Source organism: Desulfitobacterium sp. (assembly GCF_982384815.1).
In genome coordinates this window covers 1-18,401 of the sequence record NZ_CEVWNY010000057.1, presented here as the reverse complement: position 1 = coordinate 18,401, position 18,401 = coordinate 1, and the positions used below count along the sequence as shown (strand labels likewise).

At 46.5% G+C, this 18,401-nt stretch carries 17 protein-coding genes, 2 pseudogenes and 1 riboswitch; of the genes and pseudogenes, 3 read left to right on the top strand and 16 right to left on the bottom strand.

All coding sequences use genetic code 11. The features are described from left to right. From AC1U9U_RS09910 to AC1U9U_RS09885, 6 genes and pseudogenes are all read right to left on the bottom strand, one after another. Nucleotides 1–115, bottom strand: a pseudogene (locus tag AC1U9U_RS09910) (dual-specificity RNA methyltransferase RlmN); the annotation flags it as partial. A gap of 14 nt (nucleotides 116–129) precedes the next feature. Continuing rightward, the gene (rsmB, locus tag AC1U9U_RS09905) at nucleotides 130–1,491 is read right to left on the bottom strand and encodes a 16S rRNA (cytosine(967)-C(5))-methyltransferase RsmB (RefSeq protein WP_479960402.1); all 1,362 of its coding nucleotides are present in this window, start codon (nucleotides 1,489–1,491) and stop codon (nucleotides 130–132) included. Further along, nucleotides 1,484–2,446: a methionyl-tRNA formyltransferase gene (fmt, locus tag AC1U9U_RS09900; RefSeq protein WP_479960401.1), complete on the bottom strand. Its 963-nt coding sequence runs from the start codon at nucleotides 2,444–2,446 to the stop codon at nucleotides 1,484–1,486. Before fmt ends, rsmB begins: the two co-directional genes overlap by 8 nt. A gap of 175 nt (nucleotides 2,447–2,621) precedes the next feature. Further along, entirely contained in the window at nucleotides 2,622–3,077 is a 456-nt protein-coding gene (def, locus tag AC1U9U_RS09895; RefSeq protein ID WP_479960400.1) for a peptide deformylase, read from the bottom strand. Nucleotides 3,078–3,147: 70 nt separating this feature from the next. Next, entirely contained in the window at nucleotides 3,148–5,481 is a 2,334-nt protein-coding gene (gene priA, locus AC1U9U_RS09890; RefSeq protein ID WP_479960399.1) for a primosomal protein N', read from the bottom strand. Between the two features lie 122 nt (nucleotides 5,482–5,603). Beyond that, a complete protein-coding gene (locus AC1U9U_RS09885; RefSeq protein ID WP_479960398.1) occupies nucleotides 5,604–5,924 on the bottom strand; it encodes a heavy metal-binding domain-containing protein in 321 nt (106 codons plus the stop codon). Nucleotides 5,925–6,444: 520 nt separating this feature from the next. Between AC1U9U_RS09885 and AC1U9U_RS09880 the strand changes: the two genes are divergently transcribed. After that, on the top strand, nucleotides 6,445–7,683 hold the full coding sequence (locus AC1U9U_RS09880; protein WP_479960397.1) for a solute carrier family 23 protein: 1,239 nt from the start codon (nucleotides 6,445–6,447) through the stop codon (nucleotides 7,681–7,683). A gap of 239 nt (nucleotides 7,684–7,922) precedes the next feature. Then, a complete protein-coding gene (locus tag AC1U9U_RS09875; RefSeq protein ID WP_479960396.1) occupies nucleotides 7,923–9,530 on the top strand; it encodes a gamma-glutamyltransferase family protein in 1,608 nt (535 codons plus the stop codon). Between the two features lie 63 nt (nucleotides 9,531–9,593). Here the strand turns inward: AC1U9U_RS09875 and AC1U9U_RS09870 are convergent, their stop codons facing one another. From AC1U9U_RS09870 to AC1U9U_RS09840, 7 genes and pseudogenes are all read right to left on the bottom strand, one after another. After that, on the bottom strand, nucleotides 9,594–10,079 hold the full coding sequence (locus AC1U9U_RS09870; RefSeq protein ID WP_479960395.1) for a ferritin-like domain-containing protein: 486 nt from the start codon (nucleotides 10,077–10,079) through the stop codon (nucleotides 9,594–9,596). 99 nt (nucleotides 10,080–10,178) lie between these two features. Further along, nucleotides 10,179–10,997, bottom strand: coding sequence for an energy-coupling factor transporter transmembrane component T family protein (locus AC1U9U_RS09865; RefSeq protein WP_479960394.1), 819 nt, complete (start codon nucleotides 10,995–10,997; stop codon nucleotides 10,179–10,181). Then, nucleotides 10,988–12,769: pseudogene (locus AC1U9U_RS09860) on the bottom strand (ABC transporter ATP-binding protein). Before AC1U9U_RS09860 ends, AC1U9U_RS09865 begins: the two are co-directional and overlap by 10 nt. Before the next feature lie 12 nt (nucleotides 12,770–12,781). After that, nucleotides 12,782–13,300 (bottom strand): ECF transporter S component, encoded by a 519-nt coding sequence (locus tag AC1U9U_RS09855; protein WP_479960393.1) that lies wholly within the window; start codon nucleotides 13,298–13,300, stop codon nucleotides 12,782–12,784. A 53-nt stretch (nucleotides 13,301–13,353) separates the two neighbouring features. Further along, entirely contained in the window at nucleotides 13,354–14,103 is a 750-nt protein-coding gene (locus AC1U9U_RS09850; RefSeq protein WP_479960392.1) for an AIR synthase related protein, read from the bottom strand. 96 nt (nucleotides 14,104–14,199) lie between these two features. Further along, nucleotides 14,200–14,381: riboswitch (cobalamin riboswitch) on the bottom strand. Further along, complete coding sequence (locus AC1U9U_RS09845) at nucleotides 14,373–14,531, bottom strand: hypothetical protein (RefSeq protein ID WP_479960391.1); 159 nt, start codon at nucleotides 14,529–14,531, stop codon at nucleotides 14,373–14,375. Its footprint overlaps the riboswitch before it by 9 nt. Next, nucleotides 14,512–15,093: a Vitamin B12 dependent methionine synthase activation subunit gene (locus tag AC1U9U_RS09840; RefSeq protein WP_479960390.1), complete on the bottom strand. Its 582-nt coding sequence runs from the start codon at nucleotides 15,091–15,093 to the stop codon at nucleotides 14,512–14,514. Before AC1U9U_RS09840 ends, AC1U9U_RS09845 begins: the two co-directional genes overlap by 20 nt. A gap of 256 nt (nucleotides 15,094–15,349) precedes the next feature. Between AC1U9U_RS09840 and AC1U9U_RS09835 the strand changes: the two genes are divergently transcribed. Next, nucleotides 15,350–15,715: a hypothetical protein gene (locus AC1U9U_RS09835; RefSeq protein ID WP_479960389.1), complete on the top strand. Its 366-nt coding sequence runs from the start codon at nucleotides 15,350–15,352 to the stop codon at nucleotides 15,713–15,715. An 82-nt stretch (nucleotides 15,716–15,797) separates the two neighbouring features. Here AC1U9U_RS09835 and metK read toward each other — a convergent pair whose 3' ends face one another. The 3 genes from metK to rpoZ all read right to left on the bottom strand — a co-directional run. Next, entirely contained in the window at nucleotides 15,798–16,988 is a 1,191-nt protein-coding gene (gene metK, locus AC1U9U_RS09830; protein ID WP_479960388.1) for a methionine adenosyltransferase, read from the bottom strand. Nucleotides 16,989–16,993: 5 nt separating this feature from the next. After that, nucleotides 16,994–18,196, bottom strand: a complete 1,203-nt coding sequence (gene coaBC, locus AC1U9U_RS09825) for a bifunctional phosphopantothenoylcysteine decarboxylase/phosphopantothenate--cysteine ligase CoaBC (protein ID WP_479960387.1) — start codon at nucleotides 18,194–18,196, stop codon at nucleotides 16,994–16,996. Next, nucleotides 18,196–18,401, bottom strand: a 206-nt coding sequence (rpoZ, locus tag AC1U9U_RS09820) for a DNA-directed RNA polymerase subunit omega (RefSeq protein ID WP_479960386.1), incomplete at its 5' end; no start/stop codon positions are given. The genes coaBC and rpoZ, both read right to left, overlap by 1 nt.

Genomic DNA, 18,401 nt, shown 5'->3' with positions numbered 1-18,401 from the left:
GAACCCACTGAAATAACTGTCTCCCTCGAAATTTCGGTAATGCCAGCTCCAAACAGTGCTGAATCATTTCCTCCATATTCAGGTCTCGACAATCCACTCTCTTCATAGTATTCACCTAAATCTTTCCAACTAAACTTCACCCCGGCGAAATTTAGCCAGGAAAAAACCATCCATGTCATGTTTATGAGGCAAAATCTGCAAAAATCCCTTGGCGGCTTGTTTAAGATCCTGTTCAGAAGATAATGCATAAGGAAATTCTTCAGCAAGATTAAGAGGAACAAACTCAGGATGCTTAGCCCGAAAGGCCTTGATCACTTCAAAATTTTCTTCCGGCTCAATGGTACAAGTAGAATAGACCAGCTCTCCACCAGGTGCTACACACCGGGCTGCCCGTTCTAAAATGGCTAATTGCAGCTCCGGCAAGGTCTTAATCTCATTTTCCTCTTTATGCCAGCGCATATCTGCTCGCCGACGTAATACACCCAAGCCCGAACAAGGAGCATCCACCAGTACCTTTTGGCAGGAAGAATCCTCTACCCCCGAAAGTTCCCGGGCATCCCCCGCCTGAGCCCGAATAATGGTAATTCCCAAACGCTTTGCCAGCCCTTCAATAAGCTGCACCTTATGGGGATGAAGATCAAAGGCGAGGATTTCACCTTGATCCTCCATCTTTTGCGCTAAATGAGTGGTTTTACCCCCCGGAGCACCGCAGGCATCTAAGACCTTCTCACCAGGGCGGGGATTCAAGACATGAGCAACCAATTGAGAGCTTTCATCCTGAACGGTAAAAAGCCCTTCCTGAAAACTGGGTAGTTTCTCAAGGGAGCCAAATCCCTCGATCCTTAGGCTCCCCGGTACCCGTTCTCCCCGAAGCACTTCCACCCCTTCCGTCTCCAATCTTTCTACCAATTGAGCCTGGGAGATTTTTAAGGTGTTGGTACGAATCCAAAGCGGTGCAGGTTCATTATTGGCTTGGCAGAGGGCTTCAGTTTCGACCATTCCGTAGCGATTTAACCAACGCTTGACCATCCACTCGGGATGGGAATAGCGAAGAGAAAGATAGCGGATCGGTTCCTTTTCTTTACTGGGCCAAGAAATATCCCAACCTTTCTCAAGAACCTTCCTTAATACACTATTGACTAAGGGAGTGAAGCGGCCTTGGCGTCTTTTGGTTAATTCCACCCCTTCATTGATCGCTATAGCCCCGGGAATTCTGGAAAGATAGAGAATCTGAAAAGCACTGATACGGAGAATCCAGCGCACCTCATGAGGCAACTGGGAGATTGGCTTAACCAGGTGGCGTCTAAGTGCATAATCCAAAGTCAAGCGATTTTTCAAGGTACCGTTGACCAGAAGGGTAGTCAGCTGACGATCCCGTGGATCGGATAATTCATAGAGGGACTTTTGCATAAGCAGGTTGGCATAAGCCTTTTCTTCTTCGATCCGCTGGAGGATCCGCACTGCCAATGCTCTGGCGGTCATTTTACTCATTATTTGTCCATCCTTCGCCGAAACCCTCTCCTATTTGAGCATGACGACCTAAGAAAAAGTCCCGTGCCGGCATGGCCTTCTTCCCGGCAGGTTGAACCTCGGTGATTAGAATCCGTCCATCCCTGGTCTGAACCAGCAAACCCCGGTGATTACATTCAAGAATCTCCCCAGGCTTAGCAGCGGCAGTGATTGCCGGAAACTCTTCAAGGTAAAGCATTGACTGCCAAACCTTGACTGTTTCACCGCGAAAAGTCGTATAAGACCCCGGCCAAGGATTCAGTCCACGAATTTGATTATGAATCTCCTGAGCGCTGCGGTACCAATCAATCTTTTCCAGTTCACGGGTAAGGAGGGAGGCATAACGAGTTGGACCCTTTTGCGGGATTTTTTTTAGCTCCCCTTTTTGCAGCTGTTCAAGGGTCCGGATTAAAAGTTCAGCACCCAATTGAGCAAGGGCATCGTGGAGTTCACCTGTTGTCGTATCCTCCCCAATGGGATACTCCGCTTTAAGGAGCATATCCCCTGTATCCAGTCCCTCATCCATCTGCATGGTTGTAACCCCGGATTTTTCATCACCCTGCAGAATCGCCCAGTGAATCGGCGCAGCTCCCCGCCAATCCGGCAAAAGGGAGGCATGAACATTAATACAGCCATAAGTGGGCATGTCGAGTATCTCTTTAGATAATATTTGTCCATAGGCGACCACTATGATGGCCTCCGGGACAAGTTCTTTTAAACATTCCAGACTCTCGGGATTTTTAACTTTTAGGGGCTGATAAACAGTTAACCCCAACTCCTTAGCAGCAACTTTTATCGGACTGGGTTTTAAATTTTTCCCCCGCCCGGAGGGGCGATCCGGCTGCGTAAAAACCCCTACCACCTCATGACCATGAGCCACTAAAGCTTGTAAGGTGGGGACGGCGAAATCCGGCGTTCCCATGAATACCAATCGCATATATATTACTCCTAACATCTATCCTGAGAAAAGATCTTTCGCACAGATGCTCAGGATGACACGCCGTTTTGATCTTGTCATACTGAGGGATTAGCGAAGTATCTTGACCCAATTTTTGATTCTTTAGTGATGCCGCTAACGTCATCGAAGTCCAAAACTTAGATATTTTGTGCTTTTATCTAGTTCGTTGGGTCTTCCTAGCCTTATCTACAAAAAGGACTCCTTCCAAGTGATCGATTTCATGCTGCAAGCAGCGGGCTAATAACCCCGTTCCTTCGATAACTTGCAGCTTCCCCTCCCGGTTCAAGGCCTCTACCTTGACCTTAGCCGCCCGGGCAACTTGACCGGTGACGCCGGGAATGCTCAAGCACCCTTCGTCATCGATGGACTCCCCTTCCTTTTCCAGAATTACCGGGTTTATTAACTCCATCGGTCCATCCCCTACATCAATTACCACTACTCGTTTGGATACCCCTACTTGGGGAGCAGCCAGACCTACACCGTTAGCTTCATAAAGTGTATCAAACATATTATCCAGTAGTTTCACAATATTGGGAGTTATCTCTTTGACAGGGACTGCTTTCTCCCGTAAGATATCAGATCCCATCTCAACTATTTGATAAATTGCCATTATTTTTCCCCTTTCTTATCTCGCTTGTATCTATTCATTATATTATAAATCCCTGTCCTTCGTCATTGTCTTATAGGCCCATAGGATCAACTTCAATATTAAGTTGAATTCCCGAACTTAGGGAATCATGAGAGAATCGTTGGACGCCTTGATGCAAGCACTCACGTAACTCATTAAGCCGTTTTCCTTTAACCGACACCTGCCAGCGAAAGTGATTTTTCAGACGTGGAATGACCGCCGGAGCAGGGCCGAGAATATCTAAAGAAGTATGCCCATTTCCCTTGCCTGCTATTCCCTGTCTTAAACAATTCGCTAAACCGTTGGCCCCTTTAATCACTCTTTCTTCTTTCTCATGGCTAAGGGTCACTCGAATCACATGGGTAAAGGGCGGATAATTCCTGGCTTTCCGATAACCGATCTCCTCCCGGAAAAAACTCTTGTAATTATGGTGCGAGGCCTGAATAATGGCCCGATCCTCCGGAGCATAGGTCTGAATGACCACTTCACCGGGTTTATCACTGCGACCGGCCCGGCCCGCCACTTGGGTGAGGAGCTGGAAGGTTCTTTCCCGCGCCCGAAAATCAGGCATATTCAACATTTGATCCGCTGCTACAACCCCCACCAAGGTAACATTAGGAAAATCCAGTCCTTTGGCCAGCATCTGGGTCCCCACTAAAATATCAGCCTCCCGGCGGCGAAAGCTGCCGAGGATTTCCTCATAAGCTTCTCTAGAACGGGTGGTATCAAAATCCAAACGCAGAATCCGTGCAGCTGGGTAAAGCCCCTTAATCTCTTCCTCTATCCGCTGAGTTCCCTGTCCGAAGAAACGAATATAGCGGCTGCCACACTCCGGGCATGTCCGGGGTGGGATCTCCTCACGATTGCAATAATGGCAGCGCATAATATTGCCTTGGCTATGATAAGTCAAGGCAATGTCACAGTCCCGGCAACGTACTACATAACCGCACTCCCGACATACCACAAAGGTAGAATAACCCCTGCGGTTAAGAAAGAGCATGCTCTGTTCTCCCCGCTCCAAAGTCCTCTTCAGCTTATTCTGTAAACTGAGAGAAAACATACTGCGGTTGCCCTTGATCAGCTCCTCCCGCATATCCACTACTTCCACCGGGGGAAGGGGACGATCGGCTACCCGTTTTTCCATAGTCAACAGAGGGATTTTCCCGGTCTGGGCGGCAGCATATGCTTCTAAGGAAGGAGTCGCACTCCCCAGCAGAACCACCCCATTAAGCTGTTCCATCCTTTTTCGCGCTACATTCCGGGTGTGGTATTTAGGGTTTTCCTCCTGATGGTAAGCTCCCTCATGTTCTTCATCCAAGATAATCAAGCGCAAGTTAGGTAGGGGGGCAAAGACCGCGGAGCGTGCGCCAATGACGATCCTTACTTTTCCACTTAATATTTCTGACCATGCTTTAGCTTTTTCACCGACTTGCAGACCCGAATGCAGGACAATTAAGCCCGGAAAGTTTTGAAAGTATTGGGCGATTTGGGAGGTCAAAGAGATCTCCGGAACCAGCAAAATGGCCGATCCTCCGGCGGCTATTACCTCTTCAATCAGTCTTTGGTAAACCTCTGTCTTCCCACTCCCGGTTACACCATGAAGAAGTATAGTCTCATAATTTTGTCGTTCTAGGACTTGGCTGACTTTGGCGTAAACCTCTGCTTGTTCCGGGGTTAATACTCGACTCTTTTCAGTTAAAAGTTCGTTTCCCTGCTCTCTCCCACGGTCCCCTGCATAAAATCTCTCTGAACAAGAGCTATTCTCTATCTTTTGGGAATGATTAATCTTTTCAATTCCTTGAGCAAGGACTCTATTAACACTGCGGGCAACACCCGAAGTAAAACGCGACTCCAACTTAACCCAACCTTGCTTGGCTAGCTGCTCAACTTGAGTTTTCGTAAGACCGGAGCGTTTCTGATAAGTGCTTAGGGACAAGGCCTTATTCCGGGATCGAAATAACACCGCCAAGGCCTGGTACGTATCTGAATCGAGGATTTTTAAGGTCTGAACATCCTCATCATCTTTAGCAGCAATGGGAACAACCCATTCCTCCACCTTACCTTTCAGAAGTGGCCAAACGGTATGAAGGCTTTGAGCAATAGAACAGATTGTGGTCTCGGCCAGCCACAAAGCCAAATCGATCAGATCTTCAGGAATGATCACCACATTATCAACGACGCCCTGAATAGGCTTGATGGCACTAGGGGAAACCCCCTGGGGTAATTCATTAGTTAGATTAACCACTACCCCTTGAACTTGGCGAAATTGCAAAGGCACTAAGACCCTCATGCCCTTTTTCAAGGACATCCCATCGGGAATCCGGTAATGAAATACTTGATCAAGGCGGCGATTAGCCACATCAACTAGAATCTCAGCAAAATGCACTTTATCGCCACCTTTCGTATCCTTAAGACTTAATTCTAACATAGATAGGGGACAAAAACCTAGCAAAAAAGGATGTCGGTCTCCCAACATCCCTTAAGCAGCCAAATATCATTTGTCTTATTTTAAGCCACGGTTACGGCGGTCCCGGAGACACTCACCATGAGCATACTCCCGCTTTGACCGACAACCTCATAATCGATATCTACTCCCACTACCGCATTAGCTCCCATCCGAGCGGCATTGCGCTCCATCTCTTGAAGGGCAATTTCACGGGCATCATGAAGCTTTTCTTCATAGGCGCCGGAACGTCCGCCGATAATATCAGTAATACTGGCGAATATATCCCTTACAATATTGGCACCCATAATAGCCTCCCCAGTAACAATCCCATGGTAAGTTTGAATTTGGCGACCGTCAATATTGGGGGTCGTTGTAATTATCATGTACATACCTCCTAAAATTAAATTCGATCATGGAAATAGGACTAAATTCCTTTCGATACCTTAGCTTTAGACTTTACCCAAAAATAATTCTAGAGAAGTCTCTGGAATCCTGTTTTCCATAAATAACTTTGCTACTTCATCATCTTCATCCCGATTACCGATGTCTCCATGATTGTGCCATCATAAACGTCGCGAAGTACTTAAACACACCAAACTAAAAATTCTTCCGCACTTCTACCTTTTTAATTAATTCTAAAATGAAAATCCTCGAAATGTCAAAAATATCTTTTATCAATACTGAATTAAGCTTTTTGGGGTTTCCAGAAAAAACTCTTGCCAAAGTAAATTTATTTATGCTATGCTCTAAGCAGGGTAAATATTCCGTGACCTTTAAATTAGTCCCGTGAGGCTAAGAAGGAAAATGGCGGACCATGATAGTGTTGGACATGGACACCTCTTTCTTGCTTGCGGGCAGGGAAGAGGTTTTTTGTTTGCTTTATAATGAAAAGGAGGATAACCCATGATTAGAGAAGTTCAAATCCATGAAAGACTCTCTCTTGCCCAAACGATTCCCCTCGGTTTACAACATGTTTTTGCTATGTTCGGAGCTACGGTACTGGTACCCTTTTTAACCGGATTAAGTCCTGCTATTGCTCTCCTTTCCTCGGGCATCGGAACCATCGTCTTTCTTCTTTTGACCAAAAGTATGATTCCTGCTTACTTAGGTTCATCTTTTGCTTATATTGCTGCTTTAACTTATTTTGTTAAAGATCAAAACAACTTAGCGGCTGCCATGGGCGGCGCACTAGCCATCGGCATTATTTATATCATACTTTTTGCCTTAATGAGCGTTTTCGGCAGTGCTTGGATTCATAAGATTGTTCCCTCCGTTGTCGCCGGTCCTGTAGTTGCCATTATCGGCTTAAGTCTTACTCCGGTCGCCGCCGGAATGGCTTCCGAACAATGGTATATCGCCATCTTTACCTTAGCCGTCACGGCCTTACTCAGCATCTATGCCAAAGGGTTCTTAAAAATTATTCCGATTCTTGCTGGAATCATAGTGGGCTATATTGTGGCAGCCATTGCCGGTTTAGTAGACTTTACCGGGGTAACGGCTACGCTAACTTCCCTGGATACGATTTTCGCCTCTCCCATTAACTTAGATGCATGGCAACGGCCAGCCTTCGACAAAGCTGCCATCTTAATGTTTGCTCCCTTGGCTTTTGTTACGATTATCGAAGACCTTGGTCATATGATCGTACTTGGTAATGTTACCCACTCCGACCCCATCGAGAAACCCGGCTTCAACCGTGTCTTACTTGGTAACGGACTTGCTACAGTAATCGCCAGTTTCTTAGGGGGCCCCCCCGTAACCACCTATGGTGAAAACATCGGTGTTCTAGCTGTAACCCGGGTCTATAGCACCTTCAACCTTTGGGTAGCAGCCTTCATTGCTATCATTCTAAGCTTTGTCAATCCCCTGCAAGCCTTGATTATGTCCATTCCCACAGCGGTTATGGGTGGTGTCTCTCTCTATCTCTTCGGCATGATCGGTGTCACCGGTATTCGCACCCTGATTGAAGCTCGTGTGGATTTCTCAAAGAACAAAAACCTGATTATCGCCTCGGTCATCTTTGCCGTGGGAATCGGAGTCCAAAGCCATGGTGTAGCTTACGCCACCTTAGCAGGGATTCTTCTTAATCTGGTTCTCCGGGAGGAGAAGGATGAGCTAACCGAAAATAAAAAAGAAGCAGCCTAAGGAATGTTGCAACAAGCAATCCATGACCTAAGCACCCAGGTTTAACCCAGGGTGCTTTTGCTTATCCCTTGTTATTGTCAAGGGGACGGGGTTGTTGACACATTTCGCCTTTGAAGCACTTAGACAGGAAACGAAGGATTTCTAGTAAATAAAATGGTATAATAGCTCCATGTTCAACCTAAAACTAAGCGGATCCCGCTGCAATTATTGCTACAGTTCATTATCGAGGAGGTAATAGCATGATTTTCGATCCCTTATATTATCCGTATGCTTCAAAAAGATTACTTAATTATTCTAGCCGCGGTATGGTAGCAACCTCGCAAGCACTGGCGGCCCAAGCGGGCTTGGATATCCTCAAAAAAGGAGGAAACGCCATTGACGCCGCTATTGCTACGGCTGCATGCCTGACAGTCGTAGAACCCACTTCTAACGGTATTGGCGGCGATGCTTTTGCTCTCGTCTGGACCAAAGGCCAGCTACATGGACTGAATGCCAGCGGGACAGCCCCCGCTTCCCTCTCCGGACAAGATCTAGTTAAAGCAGGACATAGCGAAATGCCCCAATACGGTTGGATTCCCGTGACCGTACCGGGAGCACCTGCTGCCTGGGCAGCCTTAGCGGAGCGATTTGGCCGACTACCCTTAAGCGAGACCTTAAAGCCTGCCATCGAATATGCGGAACAAGGCTACCCCGTATCCCCGATTCTCGGCTACAACTGGCAAATTTGCTACGAGGAATACTTACATAACCTTAAAGGTGAAGAGTATGCCTCCTGGTTTGATACCTTCGCTCCAAAAGGACGTGCTCCCTTTATCGGGGAAATGTGGCGTTCCCCGGATCATGCCCGGACCTTGATGAAAATTGCCGAAAGTAACGCCCAATCCTTTTACAAGGGAGAACTAGCAGAACAAATCGATGCTTTCTCGAAAAAATATGGCGGCTATCTTCGCAAATCGGATCTGGAGGAATATCAACCCCTATGGGTAGATCCGGTCAGCCTCAACTATCGTGGCTATGATGTTTGGGAGATTCCCCCCAACGGCCATGGCCTAGTGGCCCTTATGGCACTTAACATCCTTAAAGGCTTTGAATTTACCGATAAAGACTGTGTGGAGACTTACCATAAGCAGATCGAGGCTATTAAACTGGCTTATGTGGACGGACGGAAATACATCGCTGATCCTCGGGATATGCAAGTTAAGGTAAGCGATCTCCTTTCCGAAGGGTATGCCCTGGAACGCCGCAAACTTATCGGCAAAAGTGCCCTTCTTCCTGAACCGGGCACTCCACCCAAAGGCGGAACCGTCTACCTAGCCACAGCCGATAACGAAGGCAACATGGTTTCCATGATTCAAAGCAATTATATGGACTTTGGGTCAGGCCTGGTAGTTCCCGGAACCGGCATCAGCCTTCATAACCGGGGCAATAACTTCTCCTTAGATCCCAGTCACGTAAATTTCTTAGAGCCAAGAAAACACCCCTATCATACGATTATTCCAGGTTTTCTTACCAAAGCCGGAAAAGCGGTGGGACCCTTTGGGGTTATGGGGGGATTCATGCAGCCGCAAGGGCATGTACAAGTTCTGATGAATGCAATTGACTTCAACCTAAATCCTCAAGCAGCCTTGGATGCTCCTCGTTTTCTTTGGGTCAAAGACCGCCATGTTCAAGTCGAGCGATCTTTTCCCCATCATCTTGCCGATGCCCTATGCCGCATGGGGCATGAGATCGAATGGAGCGGGAGGACCGGCCTCTTTGGACGGGGGCAGATCGTCTGGCGCAATGAAAATGATGTTCTGATCGGTGCCACCGAACAACGCACCGATGGAGTAGTAGCCACTTGGTAAAAGGTCTATTCTAACAACAAGCGCGCAGGAATAAACTTGCGTGCTTTACCGTTATGGAGGGTATCAATACTCTGTTCTTAGGCCAAACTCCGCATCTTCTACCCATTCTTCGGAGTGACTTAACAAGGTAACCAATTGATCGAGAACGTCATAATGCTCTTTTTCTTGTTGAATTAGGTATCCAAACAAGGCTTTTGCTTCTTCGTCCGATGCTTCTGCTAGGAATTTTTCATAAAGTTCAATGCTCTCTCTTTCGTTTTCCATAGCTGCTCTGTACACATCGACCTGACTGGGCATTGCTTTGATTTCGTTCTTGATCATTTCCTTATTGCTGAACACGTTTCTAGCCATGGATAACGTTTCATTGGGTTCTAAAGTATAGCTCTCTTTACCGGCCTTTTTTTCTAGTACCCTGGCATGCATTCTTTCATCTTTTGCTAACATCTTAAAAACTTTGCCCAAGCTATTCCCCTCATTAATTTCTGCTTGTTCGTTGTAATATTTTTCTCCCTCTAATTCCATCTTTATTGCAAATTCTAAGACATCCATTAATAATTCCTCCTTATAGCCTGTCTTACAATTAATATAGCCTGTATTTTAATTAATATCGTACATTTTCCTATAAACCTTTAGAACTTTTATCCATAATTACAGCAATCCGAACTTTAGTACAACTCGTAAGTATAGGCCACCACCCATGAGTAGAAGAAGGCTACCCATAATACAATAATCCTTCACTGCTAAAGGTCGTTCGCATACTTCAGTGATAGAGCGCGACAATCCGTAGCCGCGATTGAGCATTGCTTTCGCCAAATCTTCAGCAATTAAAATTGAATTGACAAATAACGGTACCATGATTGGAAGATAGGCTTTGATCCGTCCCATAGTGCTTTTGTCATTGACTTTTGCTCCCCGGGCTCTTTGGGCTTCAAGAATGAGTAGTCTCTTTTTATCCAAAGTGGGGATAAATCGAAGCGCTGTTGTAAGCATAAACGTTATTTCCGCTGGAACTCTAAGCCTATTCATAAAGATCATAAAATCATCGATTGGAGTCGTTAAGGTTAACACTGAAGACGCTATGACCATCACAAGGAGGCGGCTAACAAAATTGATCCCAGTTAAAATTCCTCCCACATTCAGAGTCAGTACCACGTGCCCTTCTGAATAAGTAGAGAAAAGGATGGTTTGACTCATTTCTGTCTGGAATCGTTCAGGAGGATATGTAAAACCAGTAATCATAACAAGAAATAGACAAATAGGAACCAATGGTTGAATAAGCCGCCAAACTTTCTTAAAGGATATCTTGCTCCGGAATGCTAATAAGGTGATACCTAGTAGAAGCACCAAATTATAGAGAGGAGCTTGAAACATAAAACACCAGATTACAACCGCTAGCAAGCCTAGTACTTTTGTACGGATATCGAGCCGATGAAGCAAACTGTCCCCAGGTAAATATTCTACAAACAAAGCACCCGCTCTCCCTCCTCAAGGATATGGATCAAGGTCCTCCTAAATTCTTCAGCCGAATTCGCTCTTAGGCCTAAATCTTCTAGTCTTTGACTCAAGGCACAGATTTGCGGAGGAAGGACTGCAGCTTGATGTAGGATCTCCACATTACCAAGAACTTCCCACGTTGGTGTATCACTCAATACCTGACCCCCTTGCAAAACGATAACTCGCTCTGCATATTCGGCGACAATATCCATATCATGACTAATCATAACAATTGTTGTGCCCTTTTTATGGAGTTGACGAAGCAACTCCATTATTTTTTGTACACCCCTCCAGTCAAGGCCCGTCGTCGGTTCATCAATCACGAGAATATCTGGAGTAAGGGCTAAAACGGAAGCGACGGCAATCATCTGTCGCTCCCCTTTCCCAAGGGTATAAGGGTGAACCCGTCGAAATTTTTCCAGACCGGTTAACTCTAAGGCCCAAGTGATCCGCTCCTCAATCTCCGCCGAGGCAAAGCCTGCATTTTTCAAGCCAAACTCCAACTCTTTTTCGATGGAGACCGAAAAAATCTGGTGATCCGGGTTTTGAAACACATAACCAATCGTTCGGGCAAGCTGCGCAGTGTCAGTTTTTTTAGTATTCATCCCCTTGACGAGCACTTCGCCCTCCGTTGGCTGAAGCAACCCATTCAAGTGTTTGGCCAGGGTGGTTTTCCCAGCTCCGTTTGAGCCAACCAGGGCCACGAATTCCCCTTTTTGAATAATAAGATTAATTCCCTTTATCCCTATTTGTCCTGACTCATATCTGTGGGCGAGCCGCTTAACCTGAATCAACGGTAAACCCCGAGGCCCCCTCTCCTCCCCCCGTTCCCGATGTGCTTCTCCTAACTCAACAGGCTTGACTAAGGGGTTCATTAGATCCCCTGACTTGTGTTTACTTACTAAAGAACGGATTATGGACTCGGCACTACCGACATCCAGAGGGATGTCCCCGCTTTTAATCCATCCTCTTTGGTAATAGTCCCAGCCTAATAAACTAACCGGTATGGGCTTAATCCCGAATTCTTGCAGCAGAGGTATATCGCGAAAAAGTTTTTCCGGAACCCCTTGCCAGGCAATTCCCCCCTGATTAAGTACAACAATTTCATCGGCCCTTTGGAGAATTTCCTCACTGGAATGCTCAACAATGAAAATCGTCCGTTCTCTTTCACGACAGAGGTCATCCAAGGTCCGATAAATCTCTACTCGCCCTTCTGGATCAAGCTCAGAAGTTGGCTCATCCAATACCAGCAGATCCGGCTCCATGGCCAGTACCCCGGCAATCACCAACCTTTGTTTCTCTCCACCCGATAACTCCGATGTGGAGCGCTCATCATAATCATTCAGTCTAACTTTGGCAAGGGCTTGGGCAACCCTTTGCCGAATCTCTTCCTTCGGCACACCGAAATTGCGGGGACCAAAAGCTACATCTTCTTCAACGGTTCTCCCAACAATCTGACTTTCGGCATCCTGAAGAACAAGCCCGACCTGTTTAGCTAATTCCTGCACCCGATACTTACTTGTCTCTTTACCCGCGACGATTACCTCACCTGTTAAATCCCCTTGCAGAAGCTGTGGAATCAGTCAATTTAAACATAAACTTAAGGTTGTTTTGCCCGCTCCTGTGGGCCCCATTAATGCGATGAATTTCCCTTTTCCCACCGTTAAGTTGACTTGTTTCAAATTCTCAACCTCTCCGCGTGGATAACGATAAGAAACATCTTTTAACTCAATGACCTTCTCCACCCCTACACTCCTCTAAATCAAACGACTTCCTTTTAGTGCTTTATACGCTAAAGCAGATACCGCAACATTCAATATTGACCCCACCAATAAAAAGGGCATTAACCCTAAAACAGCACCCATACCACCCACCGGTAAAACCATAAACGCACCTACCACTCCATTGAGGAGAGAGGTTACAACCACTGCAGCAATTAAACCAATTTTCTTATTAACCAAACGAAAGACCAAAGCAAAAACAGCCATTTCTACGGCGATAACTAAATGCATAGGAATCCCAAGCGGGAAACCAACAACCGCTGAGGTAAGCAGATGACCTACGGCAATCACAATGCTTCCTTCAAGACCGCCAAAGGCTAAAGCGCTAAAAAAACCGGGAGCCGAATCTAACCCTACTGTCCCGACCGGACTTGGAATTTTAATTAGGGCACCCACTGCACTCAAGGCAATAAAAACTGCCATAATTGCTATCCGCCTAATATTTTGAGCCGTTTTTTGAGGTGTTTCTTTCTTTGAATTTACACGTTCAATCATGATAATCTCCCTCTCTTTCGATATTTTCTTAAATTTGATTCCTTCACAGTATTTTAAGAATTTAAAACCTCTTGAAGCCTCCCGATTTTACGAATTGGGGCGGACCCAAGATCAGTTAATCCGATATCCTCCGGCGCTGTAAAAATAAGACAAGTTGACGGTCCTCCTGATTTGTCGATATTTAGTTCACATTGGGAGTCTTGAATGAACTTGGCACCGATCATCTTGGCAAGAACTTCGGCTTCACCACGTATTCCTTGAGATCCTACCGGGATGATGTCATAAACCTCACTATGGTGTAGTAATTTCTCGATATGATGACCTTGGGCAATTTCCGGATCATTGAGGTTAATCACCTCAGCCCCTACTTTTGGGAGCCCTAGGCAAAAAATGCCGTTTCCAAAGTTGGAGCTTCCGATACGAAGTTTTGCTTTGTCACAAAGCCCTACTGCACTGATCCCTATGCCTGTTTGCTTTGTAGGCATATTTTTTTCCGTACTAATAGCTATCGGCAATGAAGCCAGCCCCATAGCATTTAACTCTTCTCTCACCCCCTTAAGTATCGCATCGCCTGCAGGCCTTGGCTCATTAGAAATCGCAACTGTAAGCATCTGTGGAATCGCCCCGACGGCGAGCACTTCCAGCAAAGCCACCCGAGCTGTAGCCCTGCCGGCTACCTTCCAAGAGACTTTGACAGCATCAAACTCTTTCTCACCAATAGCACCACAAGAATCACACGCTGCCACAATGTATTGTTCCTCATTCAAAGAAACCACCTCGACATCCCGCCCCTGATAACCCATCCTCTTCCACTCTCCTTTTTAAAAATAAAAAGTTCATAGCCACCTCGCTTCTCCTCTCGGATAAAGCAAAATGACCATGAACTTTACCATGCTTCATGCGTCTCTGGATTACAGGCAGGTCTCCTGACTTCGAGTCATCGTCCCATCTCTGCCTTCCCAGTTACCCAGTGGCATCTCTCCATGAGACTCCTCTTTACAGTGGCGGGTCCGTCCGGGAATTGCACCCGGTTCCCTATTCTCCCTTCTTAGCGAAGGGCACCTGAAATCCTTCAATTGTTAAAACTTACTAAATCCAGTTTAACTGAAAATATAATATTGTCAAGCAATAATTCCCGAAGGGTAGCTGCTTTATCGGTCTTTTCCCAAGGCAGGTCCAGATCGGTACGGCCAAAACGGCCATGGCCGCCATCAGCAATTATTGGAGCCAAGTTCCCTCATAGTGCAGTTTTCTTTAAGATGGCAAAAATCACAATGGGTTTTACCCTTGAAGTCCGGTAAGTCGCTTCCTACTCCCATGACCATAGCGATGGATTTTTTGGGAAGCATGAGGTTGGAGTCGGTAAGGCTGATGCCAATCCGCTCCCCTTTCAGGTAATCGATAATGGACCTTACATCTTCGAGTCCTTTCCAGTAGGAATGCCCCGGCCCTAAGGAAAACGTCGTGTCAAGCTGCTTTTCCTTATAGAGCTTCTCGATTTCAGAGATCGAATGATAGGCCGCTTTGGCCATGATCGCCGATCCGGCTGCATCCAGGATAAAGGCTTCCAGGGTTTTACCTTGATGGGTATAGGACTGTACTCTTTCATCAATCTTCTCACCGATGGTCATAGCAAACAACACCACACCATCTGCCGAGCCTAACACTTTAGGTAATAGACTCCCTCTAAACGTAAGTCCGTCCTCAAGATAGAGTTCCTGCTTCCCCGCACCGATCACTTTGACTTCCTGCCAGATGGATTCGTTGTTCAATAACCAACAGGGCCAAATCATTATGAATATTTAAGTAGTTCTTAATTTCTTCATCAGGTGTCCGGGCATAGATGGCCTGACTTCGGATATGACGAAATATCCGCAAAATTTAGGGTCTTAATAAAAAGGTTCTCCTAATAAAGTTATTTAGGAAAGACAGGCATAAACAAATGAAGAGAAGAGAAGCGAATAGAATAACCGCAAACGGCCAATTCTAAACTCAACCACACTCTTAAAGTACTAATAATTGAAAACACGTGCTGAAAGGAGCATAAATATGGCTGAGAAAAATATCCTTGCTTATTTCAATACTGTAGAGCAAGCTCAAATGATTGCCGACCGTATTAAAAATATGGGCATTGAGGATGTCCAAATCGATCGCATAGATAAATACCCTGGAGGATCTGCCGATAACCTCATGAACCCTGTCTCCGGTCAAATCGGCAGTTTAGCTGATTTGACACTTGGCGATATTGGCGGGGATGTTGGCCCCTTAAATGCTGCCGACACCTCTGCCAGTGGCATGAGTGATGGGGGCGGAACGGCGGCAACAGGCCGCGATATTTTGCTTGCGGCCATTGTCGATGAATCACAATTTGAGCAATTGCGACAAGAGATTCGTGAACAAGGCGGTCTTATTTAGGCGATATCAATCGAAAAGGGAGTACCGTCACTACTTTTAAAGCAGAAGCGGTCTCCCTTTTAATGTTGATTTGATGGTTCCTTTATATTCCGGCTTGTTCCCGCAGAGTGGCAGCCTTGTCGGTTCTTTCCCAAGGCAGATCCAAATCTGTACGGCCAAAATGTCCATAAGCAGCGGTCTGATGATAGATGGGTCTACGTAGATCCAAGGCATTGATAATCCCCGCCGGACGCAGGTCAAAATTCTTTTTGACCAGTTCGACGATTTTCTCCTCGGCAACCTTCGCAGTTCCAAAGGTCTCCACAGATATAGATACAGGATGTGCTACGCCAATAGCATAGGCAAGTTGAATTTCGCAACGATCGGCCAAGCCCGCAGCTACCACATTTTTAGCTACATACCGAGCGGCATAGGCAGCAGAACGGTCTACTTTTGTGGGATCCTTACCCGAGAAAGCACCGCCCCCATGACGAGCCATACCGCCATAGGTATCCACGATAATTTTACGCCCGGTTAAGCCGGCATCTCCTTGGGGACCACCAATCACAAAACGCCCGGTGGGATTAATGAAATAACGGGTCTTTTCATCCAGCAGCTCCGAAGGAACCACCGGAAATACCACATGCTCCAGAAGATCGCGGCGAATCCGTTCCTGAGATACTTCCGGATGATGCTGTGTGGAGATAACGATCGTATCAACCCGTACCGGGCGATTATCTTCATACTCCACAGTGACCTGAGTTTTGCCATCGGGACGGAGATAGTCTAAAAGATCGGACTTACGAACTTGACTTAAGCGGCGCGCCAAACGGTGAGCTAAATCGATGGGGAGAGGCATGTAGCTTTCCGTTTCATTGGTGGCGTAACCAAACATCATCCCTTGGTCCCCGGCCCCAATCGCTTCGATCTCCTCATCGCTCATCTCTCCGTTTTTAGCTTCCAAGGCCTTATCCACACCTAAAGCAATATCTGCAGATTGCTCACCGATGGAGGTGAGAACGGCGCAGGTGTCTGCATCGAAGCCATACTTCGCACGAGTATAGCCGATTTCACGGATAGCCTGCCGCACTGTACTGGGGATATCCACATAACAATTGGTAGTAATCTCACCACTGACTAAGACCAAACCTGTGGTTACGGAAGTTTCACAGGCTACACGAGCATTCGGGTCTTTGGCAAAAATGGCATCCAATATGGCATCGGAGATCTGGTCACAAATTTTATCGGGATGTCCTTCCGTGACCGACTCGGAAGTAAACAATTTTCTTACCAACTTAATCACTCCTTTTCCTTGATTATCTTAACAATTTCTTGTACCAATCTTCTTGCTACTGCAAGCTTGCTCATTTGCGGCAGATCTATTCTTCTTCCATCAGGGAAGAGGAAGGTTACAATATTGGTAGGACTGCCAAAGCCGGCACCCGGCTTCGTCACATCATTAGCCACCAGCATGTCCACATTCTTGCGTAGCATCTTGGCCTGAGCATGTTCATAAAGCTTTTCAGTCTCCGCAGCAAATCCTATTAATAGCTGTCTGTTTTTTATTTTACCTAATTCGGCAAGGATATCAGGATTAGGTACAAGCTCGAGGGTAAGGCTTGTACCATCCTTTTTTATCTTCTGTTCAGCACTCGCTTTTGGACGATAATCGGCAACCGCTGCTGCTTTGATGACGACATCTACATTGTCAAACTCACTCATAACGCTATCGTACATTTCCTGAGCGGTTATAATATCTACACGCTTTACACCGCTCGGTGTCGGTAATTCAGATGGAGCAGTGACAAGAACTGTTTCCGCTCCAGCCTCCCTTAAAGCCTCAGCAATAGCAAACCCCATCTTCCCCGAAGAACGATTGCCTAAATAGCGAACCGGATCAAGGGGTTCTTGAGTCCCGCCCGCTGTGACCAAAGCCCTCTTGCCCATAAGAAGTCCCGAAAAGGAAAAAAAGCCTACCAGTGCTTCCACTAGCTCTTGTGGCTCGCTCATCCTACCGTCCCCATCGGTTCCGCAGGCCTGAAAGCCCGTTGCCGGACCGATAATTTGCACGGAGCGTTGCCTTAATAACTTCAAGTTTTCCTGAGTGGCGGGATGGTGATACATATTGTGATTCATGGCCGGAGCTGCAAAAATCGGTGCCTTAGTAGCCAGCAAAACCGTAGAAAGGAAGTCATCGGCGATACCCGCAGCCGTTTTGGCTAACAAATTAGCTGTAGCCGGGGCGACCAGTACTGCATCAACAGCTTCTGCTAGAGCAATGTGCTCGACATTCCATACTTTGGGCTCTTCGAACATCTCCACATAGACAGGGTTCCCGGACAGGGTCCTGAGGGTCAAGGGGGCGATGAACTCTGTTGCCCCCTTAGTCATAGCCACATACACGGTAGCACCTTGCTTACGAAGACGACTTACTACGTCGGCTGCTTTATAGGCAGCAATCCCACCGCTGATTCCTACTAAGATCTTTTTATCCCGCAACATTACTTAATTCCTTCTCGGGTCAACTCAAAATGATATTTTCCTTTAGCGATTTCATCAAAGGCAATGCTAACAGGCTTAACACCACTATGGTTCACCTCAAAATCCGGATCCTCCATAAGGGTACGAGCTCGTTTGGCAGCCGCCAGTACTAGGGTATACTTGCTATCCACTTTACTTAATAAAATATCGAGGGAAGGTTGTTTCA